At 67.9% G+C, this 21,865-nt stretch carries 19 protein-coding genes and 2 pseudogenes; 13 read left to right on the top strand and 8 right to left on the bottom strand.

Translation table 11 applies throughout. The features are described 5' to 3' along the window. Nucleotides 1-357: 357 nt before the first annotated feature. Nucleotides 358-1,053, top strand: coding sequence for a histidine utilization repressor (gene hutC / locus DIE06_RS01240; protein ID WP_124659794.1), 696 nt, complete (start codon nt 358-360; stop codon nt 1,051-1,053). A gap of 11 nt (nt 1,054-1,064) precedes the next feature. Here the strand turns inward: hutC and DIE06_RS01235 are convergent, their stop codons facing one another. After that, nucleotides 1,065-2,306, bottom strand: coding sequence for a glycosyltransferase (locus DIE06_RS01235; protein ID WP_124659793.1), 1,242 nt, complete (start codon nt 2,304-2,306; stop codon nt 1,065-1,067). A gap of 94 nt (nt 2,307-2,400) precedes the next feature. Here DIE06_RS01235 and DIE06_RS01230 point away from each other — a divergent pair, with 94 nt between their 5' ends. Genes DIE06_RS01230 through DIE06_RS01220 form a run of 3 tightly spaced genes read left to right on the top strand, consistent with a single transcriptional unit; the run spans nt 2,401 to nt 3,862 of the window. Beyond that, entirely contained in the window at nt 2,401-3,021 is a 621-nt protein-coding gene (locus DIE06_RS01230; RefSeq protein WP_124659792.1) for a TetR/AcrR family transcriptional regulator, read from the top strand. Between the two features lie 41 nt (nt 3,022-3,062). After that, the gene (locus DIE06_RS01225; protein ID WP_124659791.1) at nt 3,063-3,509 is read left to right on the top strand and encodes a hypothetical protein; all 447 of its coding nucleotides are present in this window, start codon (nt 3,063-3,065) and stop codon (nt 3,507-3,509) included. Next, entirely contained in the window at nt 3,509-3,862 is a 354-nt protein-coding gene (locus DIE06_RS01220; protein WP_057925770.1) for a hypothetical protein, read from the top strand. Before DIE06_RS01225 ends, DIE06_RS01220 begins: the two co-directional genes overlap by 1 nt. A gap of 57 nt (nt 3,863-3,919) precedes the next feature. On the opposite strand, the gene DIE06_RS01215 is transcribed toward DIE06_RS01220, so the two are convergent. From DIE06_RS01215 to DIE06_RS01200, 4 genes are all read right to left on the bottom strand, one after another. Continuing rightward, the gene (locus DIE06_RS01215) at nt 3,920-4,792 is read right to left on the bottom strand and encodes an alpha/beta fold hydrolase (RefSeq protein ID WP_124659790.1); all 873 of its coding nucleotides are present in this window, start codon (nt 4,790-4,792) and stop codon (nt 3,920-3,922) included. Between the two features lie 111 nt (nt 4,793-4,903). After that, nucleotides 4,904-5,821 (bottom strand): LysR family transcriptional regulator, encoded by a 918-nt coding sequence (locus DIE06_RS01210; protein ID WP_124611154.1) that lies wholly within the window; start codon nt 5,819-5,821, stop codon nt 4,904-4,906. A 253-nt stretch (nt 5,822-6,074) separates the two neighbouring features. Then, on the bottom strand, nt 6,075-6,320 hold the full coding sequence (locus tag DIE06_RS01205; RefSeq protein ID WP_006761486.1) for a DUF3717 domain-containing protein: 246 nt from the start codon (nt 6,318-6,320) through the stop codon (nt 6,075-6,077). Between the two features lie 263 nt (nt 6,321-6,583). Next, on the bottom strand, nt 6,584-8,119 hold the full coding sequence (locus DIE06_RS01200) for an amino acid permease (RefSeq protein ID WP_124659789.1): 1,536 nt from the start codon (nt 8,117-8,119) through the stop codon (nt 6,584-6,586). A 584-nt stretch (nt 8,120-8,703) separates the two neighbouring features. Between DIE06_RS01200 and DIE06_RS01195 the strand changes: the two genes are divergently transcribed. From DIE06_RS01195 to DIE06_RS39410, 4 genes and pseudogenes are all read left to right on the top strand, one after another. Next, on the top strand, nt 8,704-10,236 hold the full coding sequence (locus tag DIE06_RS01195; protein ID WP_124659788.1) for a diguanylate cyclase: 1,533 nt from the start codon (nt 8,704-8,706) through the stop codon (nt 10,234-10,236). A gap of 150 nt (nt 10,237-10,386) precedes the next feature. Beyond that, nucleotides 10,387-11,457, top strand: a complete 1,071-nt coding sequence (locus DIE06_RS01190; protein ID WP_124659787.1) for an FUSC family protein — start codon at nt 10,387-10,389, stop codon at nt 11,455-11,457. A gap of 335 nt (nt 11,458-11,792) precedes the next feature. Continuing rightward, on the top strand, nt 11,793-13,133 hold the full coding sequence (gene argG, locus DIE06_RS01185) for an argininosuccinate synthase (RefSeq protein WP_124659786.1): 1,341 nt from the start codon (nt 11,793-11,795) through the stop codon (nt 13,131-13,133). Between the two features lie 208 nt (nt 13,134-13,341). Next, nucleotides 13,342-13,614 (top strand): annotated as a pseudogene (locus DIE06_RS39410) (hypothetical protein); the annotation flags it as partial. Nucleotides 13,615-13,632: 18 nt separating this feature from the next. Here DIE06_RS39410 and DIE06_RS01175 read toward each other — a convergent pair. Continuing rightward, entirely contained in the window at nt 13,633-14,943 is a 1,311-nt protein-coding gene (locus tag DIE06_RS01175; RefSeq protein ID WP_124659785.1) for an MFS transporter, read from the bottom strand. Between the two features lie 221 nt (nt 14,944-15,164). Further along, nucleotides 15,165-16,247, bottom strand: a complete 1,083-nt coding sequence (locus DIE06_RS01170; protein WP_124659784.1) for a tartrate dehydrogenase — start codon at nt 16,245-16,247, stop codon at nt 15,165-15,167. Nucleotides 16,248-16,355: 108 nt separating this feature from the next. Between DIE06_RS01170 and DIE06_RS01165 the strand changes: the two genes are divergently transcribed. The 5 genes from DIE06_RS01165 (at nt 16,356) to DIE06_RS01145 (ending at nt 21,627) form a co-directional block, all read left to right on the top strand. Next, the gene (locus tag DIE06_RS01165; protein WP_124659783.1) at nt 16,356-17,264 is read left to right on the top strand and encodes a LysR substrate-binding domain-containing protein; all 909 of its coding nucleotides are present in this window, start codon (nt 16,356-16,358) and stop codon (nt 17,262-17,264) included. 156 nt (nt 17,265-17,420) lie between these two features. After that, the gene (locus DIE06_RS01160; protein WP_124659782.1) at nt 17,421-18,047 is read left to right on the top strand and encodes a LysE family translocator; all 627 of its coding nucleotides are present in this window, start codon (nt 17,421-17,423) and stop codon (nt 18,045-18,047) included. A gap of 14 nt (nt 18,048-18,061) precedes the next feature. Beyond that, nucleotides 18,062-18,823, top strand: a complete 762-nt coding sequence (locus DIE06_RS01155) for a bifunctional 2-polyprenyl-6-hydroxyphenol methylase/3-demethylubiquinol 3-O-methyltransferase UbiG (protein ID WP_124659781.1) — start codon at nt 18,062-18,064, stop codon at nt 18,821-18,823. 193 nt (nt 18,824-19,016) lie between these two features. Continuing rightward, nucleotides 19,017-20,240 carry an RtcB family protein gene (locus DIE06_RS01150; RefSeq protein ID WP_124659780.1) on the top strand — a complete coding sequence of 408 codons (1,224 nt, stop codon included), beginning with the start codon at nt 19,017-19,019 and terminating at the stop codon, nt 20,238-20,240. Nucleotides 20,241-20,472: 232 nt separating this feature from the next. Continuing rightward, the gene (locus tag DIE06_RS01145; protein ID WP_124659779.1) at nt 20,473-21,627 is read left to right on the top strand and encodes a DUF1176 domain-containing protein; all 1,155 of its coding nucleotides are present in this window, start codon (nt 20,473-20,475) and stop codon (nt 21,625-21,627) included. A gap of 19 nt (nt 21,628-21,646) precedes the next feature. On the opposite strand, the pseudogene DIE06_RS01140 reads toward DIE06_RS01145, so the two are convergent. Then, nucleotides 21,647-21,745 (bottom strand): annotated as a pseudogene (locus tag DIE06_RS01140) (methyltransferase); the annotation flags it as partial. Nucleotides 21,746-21,865 lie beyond the last annotated feature (120 nt).

Here is a 21,865-nt window from a genome sequence, read left to right as displayed (position 1 = left end):
AATCCGTGTTTATCTCTAATTGTCGGCTGATTGATTCCGTGAGCGAATATCCCTTATATTTCAATTCACTACGCATTACATGCAGCTGATATCCAGCTTTCAGAACGAGCCTGGCGCGCCGAAATCACGCTTGCATTTGTCTATACTTTTGCGTTTGCCGCAGGCGTCGGCACGGCGGCCGCGGTCCGTGCGGCGTGGCGGGCCCGCGATCCACAGTCCGGAATGCAGGCCGGGATAACCCGAATCACCGGTCCGCAGTCCGGCCCGTTCGGCGTCGAACCCGGTACACTCCGCCCGGACACCGCACGAACGCCGACTGCGACGGCACGCGGCCGCCGTCTCTTGAACAGCAATGCAATGACCACACCGATCTATCAGGAAATCAAGGACTTCATCCTCGCGCGCATTCATGCGGGCGAATGGGCGGAAGGCGACCAGGTGCCGTCGGAGAACGAGCTCGCGCGCGAATTCAACGTCGCGCGGATGACGGTCAACCGCGCGCTGCGCGAGCTGACGGCAGAACAGGTGCTCACGCGCACGCGCGGCTCCGGCACGTATGTCGCGTCGCCGAAATACGAATCGACGCTGGTCGCGATCCGCAGCATCTCGGATGAAGTCGCCGCGCGCGGCCATGCGTATCGTGCGCAGGTGCTGGAGGTCGGCGCGGCCGTCGCCGACGCGAAGCTCGCCGACGAACTGCAGCTCGACACCGGCAGCCCGATCTTCCATTCGCGCGTGCTGCACTTCGAGAACGACACGCCCGTGCAGCTCGAGGAGCGCTGGGTCAACCCGGCCTGCGCGCCTGAATACGCATTGCAGGACTTCACGACGACGACGCCGAACCAGTACCTGACGCGCGTCGCGCCGCTGCAGCGGGTCGAGTACCGGATCGAGGCCGCGATGCCCGATGTGCCGACGCGCCGCCACCTGACGATGGACGAACGCGAGCCCTGCCTGCTGCTGCATCGGCGCACGTGGTCGCAAGGGATGGTCGCGGCGGTCGCCAACCTGTGGCACCCGGGCAGCCGCTACCGGTTCACCGGGCATTTCTGACGCGCGGCGCGTCAGCGCGCGCCGGAGCGCCCCCAGCGCACGATCGCGTCGACCGCCCGCGGCAAGCCATTCTCCCGCGCGATTCGCGCACCGAGTTCGGCGGCGCGCGCTTGCGTATCGGCACGTGCCGCGAACGCGATCGCGCGTGCGAGCGCAGCGGCCTCCACGCGCCGCCCGGCCACCGGCGCATCGGCCACACCGAGCCGTTGCAGCCGGTTCGCCCAGAAGAACTGATCGCCCGCGAACGGCACGACGACCGACGGAATGCCCGCGCGCGCGGCCGAATGCGTGGTGCCCGATCCGCCGTGGTGAATCGCCATCGCGACATGCGGAAACAACCGGTCGTGCGGCGTCTCGCCGATCACGCACACGTTCTGCGGCAGCATCGATGCATCGATGCCGCTCCAGCCCGGATGGAACAGCGCGCGCCGGCCGTCGAGCGCCTGGTCCAGCGCACCGGCCATCGCTGCCCGGTCGAACCCGGCCATGCTGCCGAAACCGATATACACGGGCGGATCGCCCGCTTCGAGAAACGCCGACAGCGCGGGCGGCGGCGTCCACGCCGTCGCATCGACGCGCCACTGTCCACACGCCAGCACGTTCGCCGGCCAGTCGGCCGGGTCGGACAGCAGTGCCGGCGACACGCCGTACAGCATCGGATGATCGGTCCACACGCGCCGGCGCGACGGCAGCCCGCACACGCTGGCGCGCGCCGCATTGGTCGCGTTCCTGAACGCGTGCCACAGCAGAGCGTTCACGAACCGGTGGCTGGCGCGATTCAGCCAGCGCGGCACCTTGCCGGGCGGCAGGAACGGCGACGCAAACGCCGCGGTCGGCGTGATCGGGATCATCCCCGTGCCGATCGCCGGCACGCCGCGATATTCGGCGACCGACAACCCGACGAACGATGCAAGCCCCGACACGAGGATCGCATCGCAACCGGCGGACGCGTCGGCGACTTCGCGCGTCCATGCCGCCGTGTTCGCATTCGCGATCGCCGCGAGCGCCTTCGACGTGTCGTTGAAGCCGCCGCGCCCGCGCACCGCGTCGGACCATGCGCCATCCGGCGCGATCGCCGCTCGGATATCGCCAGACAACGGCGCGGACGGCACGCCGAGCGCGGCGGCCGAGCCGAGCGTCGCCGAGTCAGCCAGCAACCGGACCTCGTGGCCGGCATCCCGCAGCGCACGACCGAGCGCCGCGAGCGGGCGCGTGTCGCCTTCGGTGCCGTAGGTGGCAATGACGAACTTCATGCGTGACTCCTCGTGCGCGATGCAGGCGAGTGGATTCAGAAAAATGCACGTCGTATACTAATGTAATTCGTACACTTTCCGTCGATACCGAGCCATGCCGATGACGACCGACGATCCGGGCCGCCGCGCGCGCAAGCGCATCCAGATGCTCGCGCATCTCGCCGCCACCGGCGCACGCCTGTTCGATGCGCACGGCTACGACGCCGTGACGATGGAGCAGATCGCCGCGCGCGCCGACGTCGCGAAGCGTACGCTGTACAACCACTTTCCGACGAAGGAAGCCGTGCTCGCGCACTGGCTCGACGGTGAACTCGCGCGCGATCTCGCGCATCTGCAGCGCGACGTCGCGCGACGGAAGACCTTCGCGTCGCGAATCGCGTGCGTGCTCGATGCATCGGCCGCATGGTGCGAGCAGCATCCGCGGTACCTGCTCGCCTACCTGCGGCATCGGTTCCTGAGCATCGGCGCGGCGGAAGCGGAGGGCGGGAAGGAAAACGGCAGCGACATCGCGCGCGTGTGGCAGCAGTTGATCGCGGCCGGCCAGCAGACCGGCGAACTGAACCCCGCGCTGGCGGCCGACCAGCTCGCCGCGTGGTTCCATCACCTGTATCTGGCGGCGATGCTGCGCTGGCTGACCGTGCCGGGGTTGTCGCTGAAGCGGGAATTCCAGTCGATCGCGAAGCTGTTCGTCGAAGGCGCGCAAGCGAAGCCGTAAGCAGCCGCTGCGGCCCGCCAGGCGCTCAGAGCCGGCCGAGCATGACCGCGCGCAGCGGGCGATCGAAGCGGGCGACCGCCACGCCGCACGCAACGAACGTGCGCTTCATGGCTTCCTCGACGGTCTGGCCGCCGGCGCGCGGCGCTTCGACGCCGGCGACGCTCGGGCAGGAAGGTGCGTGCGCATCGAACGCGCGCCGCGCGCTGACGCAATTCACGCGCACGTCGAGCGCGCCGCGCGCGCTGGCCGGCGATCTGGAACAGCATCCGGAATGGCTGCTGCCCGGCACCGCGAGCGAGGACCGCAGAAAACATCGCGCGATGCGCAGGGATTTTTACAACGAATGCACGGACGGGATGCCAAATGTTCCGCGCAGCAGTATGCTGGTGTCGTACGGCCCCGCACGATGCCTCGGGCAATCCCCTAGTCCGCACGTCGTCGCGCCGCCGTCGCGACCGCAATCATGCGTTGCAAGGAGGGCTTCGTGATGGCTACCACGCATCAGCACTTCCACCTCGAACTACGGCACGCCACCGCGCCGACGTATTTCATCAGCTACCTGTTTCCCGCGTTGTTGTTCGTATACGAACTGCTGCGCGTCGGCCAATGGATCCGCGATCACGGGATGCAATTCGCCGCGTTCAAGCAGATGGGTTACGAGTATTTGCTGATGCTGCTGTTCGTCGGGCTGCAGATCGTCGTCGAGGCGATCTTCCTGCTCGGCGCCGCGATGCGTCGCGATCATCGCGATTTCGAACATCGCCTGCCGAACGTGGTCCTCGGCATCGGCTGCTCGATCGCGCTGCTCGCGATCGATCTCGCGATCCAGCTGTCGTTCTGAGCGTGAGCGCCGGCGGGTTCGGCCCGCCGGTCATATCGCACTTCCGCGCTCGGACGTTCAGCCGAGCGTGTCGCGCAGGAGCGTCGCCACGGCCGCGAGTACGCTGTCGGTCCGCTCGCGATGCGGCATGTGTCCGCATCCGTCGAGCAGCAGGAACGACGACGGCCCCGCGACGCGTGCGGCGATCCGCTTCGGATGCACGTCCGACCCGTATTCGTCCTGCTCGCCGTGAATCGCGAGCGTCGCGCAGCGCACGCGCGGCAGTTCGTCGTCGAGACTCCAGCCGCGAAACGCCGGCGACAGCCACGTGTCGACCCACGCACGCAGCACCCATTCGGCCTTGTCGCCGTGATAGCGCACGAGCCGGTCGAGCTGGCCGGGCGCGTCGAACTGCCGCCCCGCAGCGCGAATGCCGTCGAGGGTGCGATCCTCGACGAACGCCTGCGCGGCGACCGTCACCAGCGCGCGGCAACGCGCGGGATATGCGGCCGCGCATCCGACGGCCATGCCGCCGCCGACGCTGTGCCCGAACGCCACGAACGCATCGATCCCGAACCATTCGAGCAGCGCGTGGAAGCCATGATCGGCCTCGTCGCGCACGAACGTCGTGCCGAGTTGTCCCGGATGGCGATCGGACCGGCCGAAGCCCAGCCGGTCGTATGCGATCACGTCGCGCCGGGTGGCGCGCGCGAGCCGCGCGGGGAAGTCGCGCCATAATTCGACGCAGCCGAGCGAATCGTGCAGCAGCACGATCGGCGCGGCCGGCATAGGCGCGGCCGGCGTAGCTGCGGCCGGCGTAGCTGCGGCCTGCATAGCTGCCGCCGGCGCAGGCGCGGGCGTTGCCTGCGCGGGCACGCCGCGCCAGCGCTTCGCGAAGAGACGCCCTTGCGGCGTCTCGATCCAGGTTTCCTCGGTCACGATTTCAGTCATGTGTGTATCGTCTGCATGAAGGCGGCCGCACGCGGGCGTGCCGCATCGAATGCCGACGATGGTGGCCCGGCGACGCGCGCCGCGTCAAGCCAGCCCCCGCCGCCCGCACGCTCATTCGGGCTGCGGCGGCAGATACTCCATCTGCGACTCGTCGTACAGCCGGTAGATCAGCGCCTGCATCGCGCGGATGTCCTCCGATTCGTCGAGCATCCGCATGCTCATGATGATCGGCGACACGAGATTCGGATCGTCGAGCGGCTTGTAGCTGATGTCGTCGCGCTTCAGGCCGTACACGCTGTGCGGCACGACCGACACGCCCTCGCCCATCGCGACGAGCCCGAGCGCGATCTGCAGTTCGCGCGTCTCGTAGATGCGCCGCGGCTGCAGCGCGCGGTCGTGGAATGCCGCGAGCACCTGGTCCGCATAGCTCGGCCGCGGCGCCTTCGGGAAGATGATCAGCGTCTCGTTCACGAGATCGTGCAGCGACAGCACGGGCTTCGCGCCGTCGAGCACATGACCGACCGGCAGCGCGACGATCATCCGCTCCTCGCGCAGCACGACGCGCCGCACGCTCGGATCCTCGTGACGGATGCGTCCGAACCCGACGTCGATGCGCCCTTCCTTCAGCGCCTTGATCTGGTCCATCGTCGACATCTCGTGCAGGCTCAGCTCGACGGCCGGATACTCGCTGCGAAAGCGCCGGATGATCTTCGGCAGCATCCCGTACAGCGTCGAGCCGACGAACCCGACCGACATGCTGCGCTCGATCTTGCCGACCCGCTTCGTCATCGATTCGAGCTCGGTCGTCTGCGCGAGCAGCTGCACCGCGTGCGAATAGAAGAACCGCCCCGCGTCGGTCAGCTTCAGCGGCCGCGCGTTGCGCTCGAACAGCGGCACGCCGAGCGCCTCCTCGAGCTGCTGGATCTGCCGGCTGAGCGGCGGCTGCGCGATGTGCAGGCGCTCGGCCGCGCGCGTGAAATTCCGCTCCTCGGCAACCGCGACGAAGTAGCGGAGGTGTCTCAACTCCATGTTCGAATCCTCCCGGACAGGCCACGGACGTTCATTCGGCCCCGCGTGGACACATCCCGCGCCGGTCGCCCACGCTGGTCGCCCCGTGATCGCCTGCCCCTGATGCCATGACGATACCTCAGCCCGCGCCGATACCGGCGCGAGCAGCATCGCGCCCGCCTTCGCGCCGGGCGCCGCGCAAAGCAAAACGGGAAGCCGCCAGGCTTCCCGTTGCTTCATCGACGCCGCGTCGCCGCAGCGTCCCGACCGCGCGTCACGCCTCGGTCGCGTACAGCGCATCGCGCTGCGCGTCGCTCAGCGAGTCGAGCGGCACGTCCGGCAGCCGATAGCAGATCATCGCGCCGTACAGCTCGGCCAGGCAGTTGCTGCCAGCATCGAGCGCGTAGCCGTCCTCGCCGTCCGGCGCCGGCGGATACACTTCGCGCCACGCATTGATCGCGGCTTCGATTCGCACGATGGAAACGGGTCCGGCCTTCCGCTCGGCGGGTGATGCGCTCATGGATTCCTCTGGATTGCGCGCTCCGCGGGCCGTGCCGGCCCCGGCGGAACGATGGAAACGCCGGGCGCCGCCGGCCGCCGCAAGAAGCGCGCGCCGGATGCCCGATCCGCGCCGCGCTCGTCGCGCCGGCCGGGCCGTGGCCCGGTAGGGTCGGGAAATATAACCGGCTTTGACCCCGTGCAGGGGAAAGCGGACAAAAAAAACGGGAAGCGCGCGGCTTCCCGTTTCGTTGCGCAGCCGCGCGGCGGCTCGCCGCACCGGCATCAGCTCGCGGTTTCGCGGTTCTCCACGCGCAGCGCCTGCGCGCCGCGGTTCGCGGCCATCCACGGTGCGATCTCCATGTCCTCGTAGCGCACCAGGCGGCTCCTGTTCAGAAGCCGGTAGCCGAGCCACACGACGAGGAACAGCGGAATGCCGACGTAGGTCGCGGCCACGCCCGCCCAGTCGATCCGGTTCGCGAGGAACGCCTGATAGTCCTGGCCGAGCGCGATCACCAGACACAGTACGAACGCGAAGATCGGGCCGAACGGGAACCACTTCGACTGGTACGGCAGCTGGTCGAGCGTGTAGCCCTGCTTCACGTAGCCCTTGCGGAACCGGTAGTGGCTGATCGCGATGCCGAGCCACGCGATGAAGCCGGTCATGCCCGACGTGTTCAGCAGCCACAGGTACACCGTCTTGTCGCCGTACAGCGACGTGAAGAAGCACAGCGCGCCGACGGCCGTCGTCGCGTACAGCGCATTGCGCGGCACGCCGCCCGGCGACAGCTTCGCGAACAGCTTCGGCGCGCGGCCTTCCGTCGCGAGGTTGTAGAGCATCCGCGTCGACGCGTACATGCCCGAGTTGCCGGCCGACAGCACGGCGGTCAGGATCACCGCGTTCATCACGCCGGCCGCGAACGCGAGGCCCGCGTGGCGGAACACGAGCGTGAACGGGCTCACGCCGATGTCGGTCACGTCGCTCTTCAGCAGGTTCGGGTCGGTATAGGGAATCAGCACGCCGATCACGAAGATCGCCAGCACGTAGAACAGCAGGATCCGCCAGAACACCTGACGCACCGCGCGCGGGATCGTCGTGCGCGGATTCTCCGATTCGCCGGCCGCGACGCCGATCAACTCGGTGCCCTGGAACGAGAAGCCCGCGATCATCGCGACGCCCATCAGCGCCGGCAGGCCGCCCGCGAACGGCGCGTCGCCGATCGTCAGGTTGCCCCAGCCGTTGCCCGGCGCGCCCTTCAGAATGCCGAAGATCATCAGCAGGCCGACGCCGATGAACGCGACCACGGTGACGACCTTGATCAGCGCGAACCAGTATTCGGCCTCGCCGAAGCCGCGCACGGTCAGCACGTTGAGCAGGAACATCACGCCGAGGAACGCGGCGCTCCACCAGACGCCCGGCACGTCCGGGAACCAGTAGTGCATCACGAGCTGCGCGGCGACGAGTTCCACCGCGATCGTCACGGCCCAGTTGTACCAGTAGTTCCAGCCGAGCGCGAAGCCGAAGCCTTCGTCGACGTATTTCGCGCCGTAGGTCGCGAACGAGCCCGACACCGGCATGAACGCGGCCATTTCGCCGAGGCTCGTCATCAGGAAGTAGACCATCAGGCCGATCAGCATGTACGCGACCATCGCGCCGCCGGGGCCGGCCTGCGAAATCGACGCGCCGGACGCGACGAACAGGCCCGTGCCGATCGAGCCGCCGATGGCGATCATCGTCAGATGGCGCGCCTTCAGCGCGCGATGAAGCTTGGGTGGGTTCGCGGACGAACCGGGTGGGTCGGAATTCGGAATTGCGGACATAAACGAGACGAACGTTGAGCGGGCCGGCATCCGGAGCCGGCGCATGCGGGATCGGGGCGCGCCGCGCCGCCTGCTGCGATGCATTCGATGCGACCCCGATACGCGTTGCGCGCCGGGCGCCTGCGGCGAAGCGCGGATTCTACCTGATTCGTCGCGGCGACAGCTCGGGTCCGAACGCCCGTGCCAACACGGGCGGACCCCGCAGAATCAACAAGTTGGATGCGGCTCGGTGCAGCGACAGGCCGACGCGGCCGTGCACGGCACCCCAAAGCCATGCACGCGGAGCGGTTATTCCGCGAATACCCGGATCGCCAATGCGCGATCGTTCCGGCAATGCCGCTTTAAAACAACAGATCGATCGCCATATGCTGTAATAATCAGACAAAAGACGCCCCGTAATTGATTCAAATCAAATCGAACATATACGGTAACGAGGCGTAACCATTCCGAATCGCCGTAGGCGCACTCGGGTTTGCATGTCGCGGCCAAATTCGGGAATTCGCGAGATAATACGGATCAATTCGAAATAATCAGCGCGTCGGAGCCGTCGACGACGTGAATATCCCCGCCCCGCCGCCCCGAGGATGAAGCCACACCCGCTGCTCGCTGCGCTGCGCCACCATACCGCGTCGGCCGTGGCACGCATTCTGTCGCCCCGCGGCGTACTCGTCGCGGGCGTCGTGCTGTTGCTGTTCAGCTGGGGGCTCTCGGCGTCGCTGTTAATCGAGGCACGCCACGATGCGTATGGCCATGCGGTCGAAAACGCGCGCAACCTGATGCTGCTGATCGAGCGCGATATTTCCCGCAATATCGAACTGTATGATCTTTCGCTGCAAAACGTCGTCGACGGTCTCGCCGATCCGGAACTGATGGCATTGCCGCCGCGCCAGCGTCACCGGCTGCTGTTCGACCGCGCCGCGACCGGCGCGTATCTCGGCGCCATTTTCGTGATGGATCCGCACGGCAATATCGTGGTCGATTCAGCCGAATCGCCGCCGCGACAAGGCAATTTCGCCGACCGCGACTATTTCGCCGTGCATCGCGACCGGCTCGCGCAGGGCCTCTATATCAGCCGGCCCTATGCGTCCCGGCTGCGCGGCGGCGCACTGACGATCGCGCTCAGCCGCCGGATCACGCTGGCCGACGGCCGCTTCGGCGGAATCGTCGTCGGCACGCTCAACATCGACTACTTCCGCGCGCTGCTCGACGGTCTCGCGGTCGGCAAGCATGGCAGCGCGGCGATCGTCGAGGACAACGGCGCGCTCGTATCGCGCCTGCCGTACGACGCGCGCGTCGTCGGCCGCGACCTTCACGACACCCCGCTCTTCATCGAGGCGCAGCGCAGCAACGAAGGCGCGTTGACGGGCGTCGGCGCGATCGACGGCGTGCGGCGCATCTATGTTTACAAGCATCTCGCGAATCTGCCGCTGGTCGTCGACGTCGCACCCGCCGAGATCGACATCTACGCGTCGTGGCGCCATCGCACGATCTGGACCGCCGTGCTGATGAGCCTGTTTACCGCGTTCATCACGTGGGGCGCGCTCGCGCTGTCGCGCGAACTCAAGCGCCGGCAGATCGCCGAGTCGAAGCTGTACCGGCTCGCGTACACCGATTCGCTGACGGGCCTCGACAACCGCGGCACGTTCGACGCGGTGCTCGCGAAGGAAGCGCAGCGCGCGTCGCGCAGCGGCCGCCCGCTGTCGGTGCTGTTCGTCGACGTCGATCATTTCAAGGCGTTCAACGACTACTACGGCCACCTCGCCGGCGACGACGTGCTGCGCCGCGTCGCGCAAGCCGCGTCGCGCTGCCTGCGCCGCGACAGCGACCACGTCGCGCGCTACGGCGGCGAGGAATTCGTCGTCACGCTGCCCGACACCGATGCGCGAGGCGCGGCGACCGTCGCCGAAAACATCCGCCGCGCGATCGCCGGGCTCGACATCGCACACGATCGCAGCCCGTACGGGCACGTGACCGCGAGCATCGGCGCCGCGACCGCCGCCGGCGGGCGCGTCAACGCCGCGACGCTGCTGCGGCAGGCCGACGAGGCGCTATACCGCGCGAAGTCCGGCGGCCGCAATCGCGTGTCGAACGCCGAGGCGGGCGCGGTCGACGCGTGACGCACTGGCCGGCCCGGCCGCGCAGCCTCGCCGTGGACAGCCCGCGCGCGTTCGGCTAGCGTTACGTCAGCTGCGCGTGCGGCGCGGCGCCGGCCCGCGCGGGCCGCCCGCGCGTATTCCGGCCACCCCGCCGGCCACCTCCGTTCCGTCATGACCGCCCAGCTCCCTGCCCGACTGCCGCCGCTCCTGCGCCACGCGCTCCGTCCCCTGCTGGACCCATACCGCCGCTACCGCCACGCGAAGCTGATTCACGCGGCGCGCGTCGCGCTCGCGATCCTCGTATCGATCGGCTTGTCGACCGGCCTGCGCGTGCCGCACGGCGAATGGTCGACGATCACCGTGCTGATCGTCGTCGGCGGGCTGCAGCACCACGGCAACATCCGCAAGAAGGCGGCCGAGCGCGCGCTCGGCACGTCGATCGGCGCGCTCGCGGGGCTCGGGCTGATCCTGCTCTACTCCGTCCTGCACGCACCGCTCGCGATCTACCTGCTGATGGCGATCGCGTGCGGAATCTGCGCGTATCACGCGATCGGCAAGGCCGGCTACATCGCGCTGCTGTCGGCGATCACGATGGTGATCGTCGCCGGGCACGGCGACAACGAGATCGTCGACGGCCTGTGGCGCGCGGTGAACGTGCTGGCCGGCATCGCGATCGCGCTGGCGTTCTCGTTCGCGCTGCCGCTGTATGCGACCTACTCGTGGCGCTACAAGCTCGCCGACGCGCTGCGCGCGTGCGCGGCCGTGCATGCGCGGCTCGCGGGCGACCGCCACGTGAGCGACGACGCGCACCTGAAGGAAATGGCCGCATTGAGCGCGCTGCTGGTGCAGCTGCGCTCGCTGATGCCGTCGGTGTCGAAGGAATGCGAGATCTCGGTCACGCACCTCGAGGCGATCCAGCGCAGCCTGCGCCTGTGCATCGGCTACCTGGAAATCCTGTCGAGCACGGTGCCGGCCCGCGACGACCTGGCCGCCCGCGAGTACATGCGAATCGACATGAAGGCCGTGAACCGGCGCATCCGCGACACGCTCGTCGGCGCGAGCCGCGCGCTCAAGTTCGGCACGCCGAGCCGGCTCGCGGCGCGCCGCCGGCCGGCCGAGCCGCCGCACGATGCGCCGCCGCCGCAGTTGTCGGGCTATCAGTCGATCACGGCCAAGCTGGCCGGCGAAGTGGATCAGTTGCGCGAGAAACTGCTCGATACCGCGCAGGCGTGGAATATCTGAATCTGAAAGTCGATGGATTCCGGGCGATACCGGGTCGCCTTTCATGTTCCTTTCGCGGCGTCGAGCCGGCATCCTGACAGCGGCGGTCACGTCGCTCGACCGATCCGGCCCCGTCAACCAGACCTGCACGCCGGCGTGTTCCCGCCGGTTTCGACCGCCGTCCGGGGCCGGTCCGCGGCGGATTCTCCGGCCGGTTAACCGCCCGCCAGGCCCGCCGCGACAGGCGCGAAGACGTATTGGCGCGAAAATCAGGTCTTGCCCCAACTTCCCGGACAGCCGATACTCGCATATTCCGCGAAATACGATCCCACCGGCTTCAATCCACGGTAATTCCTATGAGCACGATTCTCGAAAGCCTCCCGACCGGCCAGAAGGTCGGTATCGCCTTCTCCGGCGGCCTGGACACCAGCGCCGCGCTGCACTGGATGAAACTGAAGGGCGCCGTCCCGTACGCATACACGGCGAACCTCGGCCAGCCCGACGAAGACGATTACGACGCGATCCCGAAACGCGCGATCGAATACGGCGCAGCCGGCGCCCGCCTGATCGACTGCCGCGCGCAACTCGTCGCCGAAGGCATCGCCGCGCTGCAAAGCGGCGCGTTCCACATCACGACCGCCGGCGTCACGTACTTCAACACGACGCCGATCGGCCGCGCCGTGACGGGCACGATGCTCGTCGCCGCGATGAAGGAAGACGGCGTCAACATCTGGGGCGACGGCAGCACGTACAAGGGCAACGACATCGAGCGCTTCTACCGCTACGGCCTGCTCGTGAACCCGGATCTGAAGATCTACAAGCCGTGGCTCGACCAGACGTTCATCGACGAACTCGGCGGCCGCGCCGAAATGTCCGAATTCATGAACCAGGCCGGCTTCGCATACAAGATGTCGGCCGAGAAGGCGTATTCGACCGACTCGAACCTGCTCGGCGCGACGCACGAGGCGAAGGATCTGGAAAGCCTCGAAAGCGGCATCAAGATCGTGAACCCGATCATGGGCGTCGCGTTCTGGCGCGACGACGTGAAGATCGCCGCGGAAGAAGTGACGGTGCGCTTCGAAGCCGGCCAGCCGGTCGCGCTGAACGGCGTCGAGTTCAAGGATCAGGTCGAGTTGCTGCTGGAAGCGAACCGCATCGGCGGCCGCCACGGCCTCGGCATGAGCGACCAGATCGAGAACCGCATCATCGAGGCGAAAAGCCGCGGCATCTATGAAGCCCCGGGCCTCGCGCTGCTGTACATCGCGTACGAGCGCCTCGTCACCGGCATCCACAACGAAGACACGATCGAGCAGTACCGCGAGAACGGCCGCCGTCTCGGCCGCCTGCTGTACCAGGGCCGCTGGTTCGACCCGCAGGCGATCATGCTGCGCGAAACGGCCCAGCGCTGGGTCGCACGCGCGATCACCGGCGAAGTGAAGATCGAACTGCGCCGCGGCAACGACTACTCGATCCTGAGCACGAAGTCGCCGAATCTCACGTACCAGCCGGAACGCCTGTCGATGGAGAAGGTGGCGTCGACGTTCTCGCCGCGCGACCGGATCGGCCAGCTGACGATGCGCAACCTCGACATCACCGATACGCGCGACAAGCTGCGCGTGTATTCGCAAGTCGGGCTGCTGACGCCGGGTGAGGCGTCGGCGCTGCCGCAGATCAAGGGCGATAGCGACAACAAGTAAGTCGCTTCGCTCGACGCCGTGCCGCATCATCGCATGCGGCACGGCCGGGCAGGCTGCGTGTCGTGTCGTTTCACGCACGCGACCTGCCGCTTCCCTCCCCCTTCCGCCTTTCCTTTTCGCAGATCCATCGCGCCGTCCCGCACTCACGGCCCCGCACCGTCGCGCAAGTCATGGCAAGCTGCGAATCGTCCGATTCGTGCATTGGCTCATGACTACGCTTACCGTCATCCACGTGAACGGCCCGATCAACAGCGGCAAGACGACGATCGGACGCGCACTCGCACGCGTGTTGCCCGATGCGCGCCTCTTCGTCGTGACGCTCGCGCCGCCCGAAGCAGTCGTGGCGTCGGATCGCGGCACGCGCGCGTTGACGGACTGGGAGCGGCAACGTATCGCCGAGATGTATCGAGAAGGATATGCGGCGCGCGCATTCAGCGATTGCGTGATCGATACGTCGAAGGCGTCGGCTGATGCGTGCGCGGGAGATCGCACGCCGCCTTCAATGATGATGCTGCACACCCGACACGACCTGCTCGCGCGCGCCCCTGCGGCTCAGCATCAGCGTGACGACCGCCGACACCGCGAGCGTGCCCGCCACCACGTACAGCCCGGCCGCGTACCCGCCCGTCACGTGCTTGAGCCAGCCGATCGCGAACGGCCCGACGAACCCACCGAGGTTGCCGATCGAATTGATCATCGCGATCCCCGCCGCCGCGCCGGCGCCTGACAGGAATGCGCTCGGCATCGCCCACAGCGGCGCCTTCGCGGCGCTGATCCCGATGTTGACGACGACCAGCGCGAGCACGGTCAGGAGCGCGGTGCTCGCCTGCCCCGCGAACACGAAACCGATGCAGGCCAGCACGCACGGAATCACGACGTGCCAGGTGCGCTCGCCGGTGCGATCCGAATGCCGCGCCCATCCGATCATCGCGACGACCGCGGCAATGCTCGGGATGCCGGTCAGCAGGCCCGTCTGCAACGCGGTGAAGCCGAACTGCTTGACCATCAGCGGCGCCCACAGGCCGAGCGTATAGAGCCCCGCCGACGTGCCGAAGTAGATCAGCGCGAGCGCCAGCACGCGCGGGTCACGCAGCGCCTGCCACGCGCCGGCCGTGTGCCCGGCATGCGTGTGCCGGACGTCGGCCTCGGACTTCAGTTTCGCGACCAGCCAGTCGCGCTCGTCCGGCTGCAGCCACGCCGCCTTCGACGGCGCATCGGTCAGGCACTTCAGCACGACGAAGCCGAGCGCGACCGCCGGCAGCGCCTCGACGATGTACAGCATCTGCCAGTCGGCGAGCCCGAACGTCGGCGGCATCTGCATGATCGCGCCCGACAGCGGCGAGCCGATCGCGGTCGAGATCGGCGCGGCCGCCATGAACCACGCGGCGGCAAGCGCACGCTGCTTCGCGGGAAACCACAGGCTCAGGTACAGGATGATGCCGGGGAAGAAACCGGCTTCGGCCATGCCGAGCAGGAAGCGCAGCACGTAGAAGCTCGTCGGGCCGGCCACGAACGCGGACACCGCCGACACGATGCCCCACGTGACCATCACGCGCGCGATCCAGATGCGTGCACCGACGCGGTGGAGTATCAGGTTGCTCGGCACTTCGAACAGAAAGTAGCCGATGAAGAACAGGCCGCCGCCGAATCCGAACGCGGTCGGCGACAGGCCGATCGCCTTGTTCATCGTCATCGCGGCGAAGCCGACGTTGACGCGATCGAGAAAGCTGACGAAGTAAAGCAGCATCACGAACGGAATGATGCGCCACATCAGTTTCCGCGCGACACGGGTTTCCAGATCCGCTTGCATGTGTCTCCTCCTTCGAGGTCGAGCCGCGCGCTGTCCGCGCGTGCCCGGTGGGTGCTGGCCGGCGCCACGACGAAGCAGGTGCGCCGGCGCCAGGCTCGCGTCGAATGCGCGAGTCGCGGGCAGGAAATTCGGGGGCGGTGAATCAACGACGAACGGTTGCGCGCGCGCGGCCGTCACCGTCACCGTCACCGTCGTCGTTGCCGTTGCCGTTGCCGTTGCCGTCAGGCGGCGACCGCCGCGTTCGCGACGCGCTCGCAGACGGCGGCCGTCACCTGCGCGGTCGTCGCATTGCCGCCGAGGTCACGCGTATGCAGCGACGGGTCGGCCGTGACGGCCTCGATCGCCTGCATCACCCGCGCGGCCGCGTCCGTCTCGCCGAGATGCTCGAGCAGCATCACGACCGACCAGAACGTGCCGACCGGATTCGCGAGGCCCTTGCCCATGATGTCGAATGCGGAACCGTGGATCGGCTCGAACATCGACGGATAGCGGCGGTCGGGATCGATGTTGCCGGTCGGCGCGATGCCGAGGCTGCCGGCCAGCGCGGCGGCAAGATCGCTGAGGATGTCCGCGTGCAGGTTGGTCGCCACGATCGTGTCGAGCGACGCCGGGCGGTTCACCATGCGCGCGGTCGCGGCATCGACGAGTTCCTTGTCCCACGTGACGTCGGGGAATTCCTGCGCGACCTGCCTCGCGATCTCGTCCCACATCACCATCGCGTGACGCTGCGCGTTGCTCTTCGTGATGACGGTCAGCAGCTTGCGCGGTCGCGACTGCGCGAGCCGGAACGCGAAGCGCATGATGCGTTCGACGCCGGCGCGCGTGAGGATCGACACGTCGGTCGCCGCCTCGATCGGATGCCCCTGGTGCACGCGGCCGCCGACGCCCGCGTATTCGCCCTCCGAGTTCTCACGCACGATCACCCAGTTCAGGTCGTCCGGCCCGCAGCGCTTCAGCGGCGCGTCGATGCCCGGCAGGATGCGCGTCGGGCGCACGTTCGCATACTGGTCGAAGCCCTGGCAGATCTTCAGGCGCAGGCCCCACAGCGTCACGTGGTCGGGTACGTCGGGGTCGCCCGCCGAGCCGAACAGGATCGCGTCCTTGCCGCGCAGCGCGTCGAGGCCGTCGGCCGGCATCATCGCGCCGTGCCGGCGGTAGTAATCGGCGCCCCAGTCGAAATCCTCGAACTCGAACTCAAAGCGGTCGCTGCCGCGGGCCAGCGCTTCCAGCACCTGCTTGCCGGCCGGCACCACCTCCTTGCCGATGCCGTCGCCGGGAATGGTCGCGATACGGTAGGTCTTCATGCTGACATCCTCGATTGATCGTAAGCGTGAAGGCACTTTACCGAACCTGAAGTGCGGGAACCGGTGCTAGACTCAAAGCACCTTTAACTTCAATTCACGAATCCCGTCATGGCGGATACCGTCCAGCCGGCCGATCTCGGCTTCTTCTCGACGCTGGCGGCGTCGGGCAGCCTGAGCGCGGCCGCGCGCGAACTCGGGCTGACCGCGGCGGCCGTCAGCAAGCGGCTCACGCAAATGGAGCGGCGTGCGGGCGTGACGCTCGTCAACCGCACGACGCGGCGCATGATGCTGACGCCGGAAGGCGATGTGTACCTCGACTACGCCCGCCGGATCCTCGATCAGATGGACGAGCTGGGCGAACTGCTCGGCAGCGCGAAGCAGCGCCCGAAGGGGTTGCTGCGCGTGAACGCGACGCTCGGCTTCGGGCGCAGCCACGTCGGTCCGGCGATCTCGCGCTTCGTCGCGCGCTTTCCGGAGGTGTCGGTGCAGTTGCAGCTGTCGGTGATGCCGCCGCCGCTCACCGACGACGCGTTCGACGTGTGCATCCGCTTCGGCGAGCCGCCCGATACGCGCGTCGTCGCGCGGCGGCTCGCGCCGAACCGCCGGCTGCTGTGCGCGGCGCCCGCGTATCTCGCGCGGCACGGGACGCCGGGCACGCCGCACGAGCTGACGCGGCACAACTGCATCGGCATCCGGCAGGGCGACGAAGGCTACGGGATCTGGCGGCTGACGAGCGGACGCGGTGCGGCGCGCAATACGGAAGCCGTGCGCATCAACGGCAACCTGACGACGAACGACGGCGAGATCGCGGTGAAGTGGGCGCTCGACGGGCACGGGATCCTGATGCGTGCCGAGTGGGATATCCGCGACTATCTGGCCGACGGGCGCCTCGTCGTCGTGCTGCCCGACTATGAGACGCCGAGCGCGGATATCTACGCGGTGTATGCGCAGCGGCATCAGATGTCCGCGCGGATCCGGGCGTTCGTGGATTTTCTGGCGGGGGAGCTGGGCGGGTGACGCGGGCCGGGCGGCGTGCCCGTGCGGCCTTTCGCGCTTACACCAGAAAGGCCCCCGGCGCGGCTGCGCGGATCCTGGCCTGCGTCGGCAGCCGCGCGCCGAACCGAATACAATGCGTCGATCCCCCGCCGCCGCGCCCATCTTGCCGGAGCCGCCATGTTCGACCTGACCACGCTGACCACCTTCACCGCCGTCGTACTGGGTCTGTTCCTGATCCCCGGCCCCGCCGTGCTGCTCGTGCTGAGCCGCACCGTGCAGGGCGGCCGCAAGACCGGCATCCTGACCGGGCTCGGCGTCGCGAGCGGCGACTTCGTGCATACGTTGTTCGCAGCGGTCGGGCTGTCGGCGCTGCTGATGACGTCGGCACTCGCGTTCAACGTCGTGAAGCTGGTCGGCGCCGCGTACCTGATCTACCTCGGCGTGCGCGCGCTGCTCGACCGGCCATCCGATCCATCGCTGCCGAAGGTGTCGCCCGTCACGCCGCTGAAGGCGTACCTGCAGGCGATTCCCGCCGAAGTGCTGAACCCGAAGACCGCGCTGTTCTTCCTCGCGTTCATGCCGCAGTTCGTGCATCCGGAACGCGGCTCGTCGTTCGTGCAGTTCGCGGTGCTCGGGCTGATCTTCGTCGTGCTCAGCTCGCTCTACACGACGTTGATCGCGTGCTCGATCCGCCCGCTCGGCCGTCTCGTGAAGCGGCTCGCGTGGCTCACGCGCTGGCAGGGGAAGATCATCGGCTCGATCTTCATCGCGCTCGGGGTGCGCGTCGCGGTACAACAGCGCTGACGTGCGCGTTTCGCATGACGTCCGACGCGGCGACCGCCGGGGAAATCCTCTATACCGATCCGCGTCTCGTCGCGGTCTACGATCGCTTCAACGCGGGTAATCGCGACTTCACGTTCTACGCATCGCGCATTGGCGCCACGCGGCAACGGATCCTCGATCTCGGCTGCGGCACCGGCACGTTCGCGCGCCGGCTCGCGGCGGCCGGGCACGACGTCGTCGCGATCGATCCGGCACCCGCGATGATCGACCATGCGCGACGCCAGCCAGGCGCCGGGGCGGTGCGCTGGCTCGCGTGCGATCTCGACGGCCTGCCGCCCGGCTCGCCGTTCGATGTCGTCGTGATGACCGGGCACGCGTTCCAATGCCTGCTGACCGACGCGGCCATCGACGCGACGCTGCGCGGCGTGCGGCGCGTGCTGGCCGACGACGGCCGCTTCCTGTTCGAGACCCGCAACCCGCGTGTCGAGCCGTGGCTTGGCTGGACGCCGCAGGCGTCCACATCCCGCATCGATTCGCCCGAATTCGGCATCGTCGAGCTGCACCATGCAGTGACCGCGGTCGACGGACCGATCGTGTCGTTCGACACGATCTACCGTTTTCACCGTGGCGATACGCGGGTAACGAACGCGAGCCGGCTGCGCTTCATCGCGCAGCACGACCTGCAGGTGCAGGTCGCGGCCGCCGGTTTCTCATCGGTCGACTGGTGCGGCGACTGGCAAGGCGCGCCGTTCGACGACGCGGCCAGCGCGGAGATCATCGCGATCTGCCGCGCGTGAGCGGCGGGCACTGCGTCTGCATGACGACGGCGCGCCGAGCGCCTGCCCATACCGCCTGAACGCGATCGCGTCGCACCCCGATTCGGACGATGCCTGTCACCCGGCGGCCGTCGAAGAAAAGGACAACAATGGATGAACGCACCATGCAGTCAAAAGACCGCGCCGAACGAGGGAGCGAGCGAAGGTGAAGCAAATGACTGACGACGATTTTCAGTTGATGGAACTGGCGAACGGCAAGCCGGTGAAAATGTGGACGCAAGGCGTCGCGGTCGAGGACGACGCGCTAACGCAATTGCGCAACACCGCGCAGATGCCGTTCATCTTCAGGCACGTCGCGGTGATGCCGGACGTCCACCTCGGCAAGGGTTCGACGATCGGCAGCGTGATTCCGACGAAGGGCGCGATCATCCCGGCCGCGGTCGGCGTCGACATCGGCTGCGGAATGATGGCCGCGCGCACGACGCTCAAGGCAGCGGACCTGCCGGACTCGCTCGGCGGGCTGCGCGGCGCGATCGAACGCGCGGTGCCGCACGGCCGGGTGCCGGGCCGTCGCGATCCGGGCGCATGGGGCGATCGCACACCGGCCGCCGTGACCGAGTCGTGGAAATCGCTGCTGCCGGGTTTTCAGCGGATCGTCGACAAGTATCCGAAGCTGGAAAAGACGAACCACTACGCGCATCTGGGCACGCTCGGCACGGGCAACCACTTCATCGAGGTGTGCATCGACGAAGCCGATCGCGTGTGGTTCATGCTGCACAGCGGCTCGCGTGGCGTCGGCAACGCGATCGGCAGCCTGTTCATCGAACTCGCGCAGGCCGACATGCGGCAGCACATCGCGAACCTGCCGGATCGCAACCTCGCGTATTTCACCGAGGGCAACCGGCACTTCGACGATTACGTCGAAGCGGTCGGCTGGGCGCAGGACTACGCGCGCCGCAACCGGCAGGCGATGATGGACGCGGTGATCGGCGCGGCGCGCGGCGCGATCGCGAAGCCGTTCGCGGTCGACGAGCACGCGGTGAACTGCCACCACAACTACGTGCAGCGCGAACGCCATTTCGGCGAGGACGTGCTCGTGACCCGCAAGGGCGCGGTGTCCGCGCAGAAGGGGCAGCTCGGGATCATTCCGGGCTCGATGGGCGCGAAGAGCTTCATCGTGCGCGGGCTCGGCAATCCGGAGAGCTTCTGTTCGTGCAGCCACGGCGCCGGCCGCTCGATGAGCCGGACCGAGGCGAAGCGTCGCTTCACGGTCGACGACCAGGTGCGAGCGACGCGCGGCGTCGAATGCCGGAAGGACGCGGGCGTCGTCGACGAGATCCCGATGGCCTACAAGGACATCGATGCGGTGATGGCGGCGCAGCGCAGCCTCGTCGAAGTGGTGCACACGCTGCGCCAGGTGGTGTGCGTGAAAGGATAGCGGGCATCGCGTAGTCGAGCCATCGACGCTCGCTGACGACCGAACGGCGCGCTGCCTTCAGGCATCGCGCCGTTTCCGTATCGGCCTGCATTCGACCATCGTCACACGAATCGTCACGATAGCGGCGGTATACTCGATGCTGTCCGGCCGCGCTCGATCCGCATCGCGCGCTTACGATGCGCTTGCAACCGGACATCCGCCCTTCGCCCCGTCATCACCGATACGAACCGTCATGTTTCGTCATCTCCCGCTTGCCGTCGCCGTCACCCTGCTCACCGCGTCGCTCTCCGCCGCCGCGCGCGATCCCGCGCAACGTTCGGTCGCGCGCGACTTCAAGAACTGGTCGGTCGTTTGCGACAACGCGAACCGCTGCGTCGCCGAAGGCGGCAACGACGACATCGACGACACGCGCACCAGCATGATCGTGCGGCTCACGCGCGATGCCGGCCCCGATGCGCGGCCGTCGCTGGAAATCTTCGCGTCGGCGCCGCTGGACCTGCGCACCGCGCGCGCGGACGGCCAGCCGTTCGACGCGGTGCCGGCCGAGTGGCACGCCGTCGCCAGGACCGGCAACGCAGGTGACGACGTCTATCCGTTCCGCATCCGCACCGGCGATCCGACGACGGTCGACACATGGCTGACCATGTCGCACAACGCGCAGAGTGTCAGCTTTGGCGACCCGGCCGCCGCACAGACACCGCGCGTCTCGTTGTCGGGCCTCAATGCCGCGCTGCTGCTGATCGACGACACGCAGGGCCGCATCGGCACGGTCACCGCGCTGCTGCGCAAGGGCACGCGGCCCGCGTCGTCGGTGCCCGCCGCGCCGGCGTTGCCGCCCGCGCCCGTTCCCGCGCCGCGCGTGGCCGACCTCACGCCCGCCGAACAACGTCCGCTCGTCGATGCGGTATTCGACAAGTTCAGCGGCGCCGTGAAGCGTTGCGCGGCCGATGCCGGCGACGAAATGTCGACGCAGGACCGCCGCAAAACGGCATCGGCCATCGCGATCTCGGCCACCGACGCGATCGTGTCGATTCCGTGCCAGACGAGCAGCGCCTACAACCATACGGACCTGTGGTATCGCGTGCATCGCAGCGCGCCGTACGCGCCGACGCCGCTGGATTTCGGCGAGCACGCGAGCGCGGGGCTCGATCCGGCGTCGTTCGCGAACCAGCTGACCGAAGCAAGCTACGATCCCGCGCATGCGATGCTGTCGAGCCTCGACCGCGTGCGCGGCGCCGGCGATTGCGGGTCGAGCGCGTCGTGGGTGTTCGACGGCCGGCGCTTCGTGCTGACTGACGTCGCGATGCACGGCGCCTGCAACGGTCTGTTCCTGGATCAGTGGCCGCGGCTGTATCGCACGGCCGGTTCGATCGACACCCCGCGCTGATGCACCGGCGTCGGCTTGCTCACGCGCCGACGCCCGAGATCGAGAACCCGTCCCAGCCCTTCAGCCCGACCGTCTGCACCGCCGTCGTCACGAGATTCGGCTCGGCGACGAGCCGCGCGAGGCGGTCCTTCGCGCACCCTTCATCTGCAGACAAACGCATGCTATGCGCGGCGCCCCCATAAGCAACAAACCATTCGTTCTAAAGAAAGCGGCGCACACGCTCCTATAATCGGCCGAC

It is taken from the genome of Burkholderia sp. Bp8998 (assembly GCF_003854235.1).
Classification (GTDB): domain Bacteria; phylum Pseudomonadota; class Gammaproteobacteria; order Burkholderiales; family Burkholderiaceae; genus Burkholderia.
This window is presented reverse-complemented; position numbering and strand designations above follow the sequence as displayed.

Excerpts from the sequence above, each read along its gene's own strand:
- hutC (WP_124659794.1), top strand. The coding sequence starts at position 358 with ATGACCACACCGATCTATCAGGAAATCAAGGACTTCATCCTCGCGCGC.
- DIE06_RS01235 (WP_124659793.1), bottom strand. The coding sequence starts at position 2,306 with ATGAAGTTCGTCATTGCCACCTACGGCACCGAAGGCGACACGCGCCCG.
- DIE06_RS01230 (WP_124659792.1), top strand. The coding sequence starts at position 2,401 with ATGCCGATGACGACCGACGATCCGGGCCGCCGCGCGCGCAAGCGCATC.
- DIE06_RS01225 (WP_124659791.1), top strand. The coding sequence starts at position 3,063 with ATGACCGCGCGCAGCGGGCGATCGAAGCGGGCGACCGCCACGCCGCAC.
- DIE06_RS01220 (WP_057925770.1), top strand. The coding sequence starts at position 3,509 with ATGGCTACCACGCATCAGCACTTCCACCTCGAACTACGGCACGCCACC.
- DIE06_RS01215 (WP_124659790.1), bottom strand. The coding sequence starts at position 4,792 with ATGACTGAAATCGTGACCGAGGAAACCTGGATCGAGACGCCGCAAGGG.
- DIE06_RS01210 (WP_124611154.1), bottom strand. The coding sequence starts at position 5,821 with ATGGAGTTGAGACACCTCCGCTACTTCGTCGCGGTTGCCGAGGAGCGG.
- DIE06_RS01205 (WP_006761486.1), bottom strand. The coding sequence starts at position 6,320 with ATGAGCGCATCACCCGCCGAGCGGAAGGCCGGACCCGTTTCCATCGTG.
- DIE06_RS01200 (WP_124659789.1), bottom strand. The coding sequence starts at position 8,119 with ATGTCCGCAATTCCGAATTCCGACCCACCCGGTTCGTCCGCGAACCCA.
- DIE06_RS01195 (WP_124659788.1), top strand. The coding sequence starts at position 8,704 with ATGAAGCCACACCCGCTGCTCGCTGCGCTGCGCCACCATACCGCGTCG.
- DIE06_RS01190 (WP_124659787.1), top strand. The coding sequence starts at position 10,387 with ATGACCGCCCAGCTCCCTGCCCGACTGCCGCCGCTCCTGCGCCACGCG.
- argG (WP_124659786.1), top strand. The coding sequence starts at position 11,793 with ATGAGCACGATTCTCGAAAGCCTCCCGACCGGCCAGAAGGTCGGTATC.
- DIE06_RS01175 (WP_124659785.1), bottom strand. The coding sequence starts at position 14,943 with ATGCAAGCGGATCTGGAAACCCGTGTCGCGCGGAAACTGATGTGGCGC.
- DIE06_RS01170 (WP_124659784.1), bottom strand. The coding sequence starts at position 16,247 with ATGAAGACCTACCGTATCGCGACCATTCCCGGCGACGGCATCGGCAAG.
- DIE06_RS01165 (WP_124659783.1), top strand. The coding sequence starts at position 16,356 with ATGGCGGATACCGTCCAGCCGGCCGATCTCGGCTTCTTCTCGACGCTG.
- DIE06_RS01160 (WP_124659782.1), top strand. The coding sequence starts at position 17,421 with ATGTTCGACCTGACCACGCTGACCACCTTCACCGCCGTCGTACTGGGT.
- DIE06_RS01155 (WP_124659781.1), top strand. The coding sequence starts at position 18,062 with ATGACGTCCGACGCGGCGACCGCCGGGGAAATCCTCTATACCGATCCG.
- DIE06_RS01150 (WP_124659780.1), top strand. The coding sequence starts at position 19,017 with ATGACTGACGACGATTTTCAGTTGATGGAACTGGCGAACGGCAAGCCG.
- DIE06_RS01145 (WP_124659779.1), top strand. The coding sequence starts at position 20,473 with ATGTTTCGTCATCTCCCGCTTGCCGTCGCCGTCACCCTGCTCACCGCG.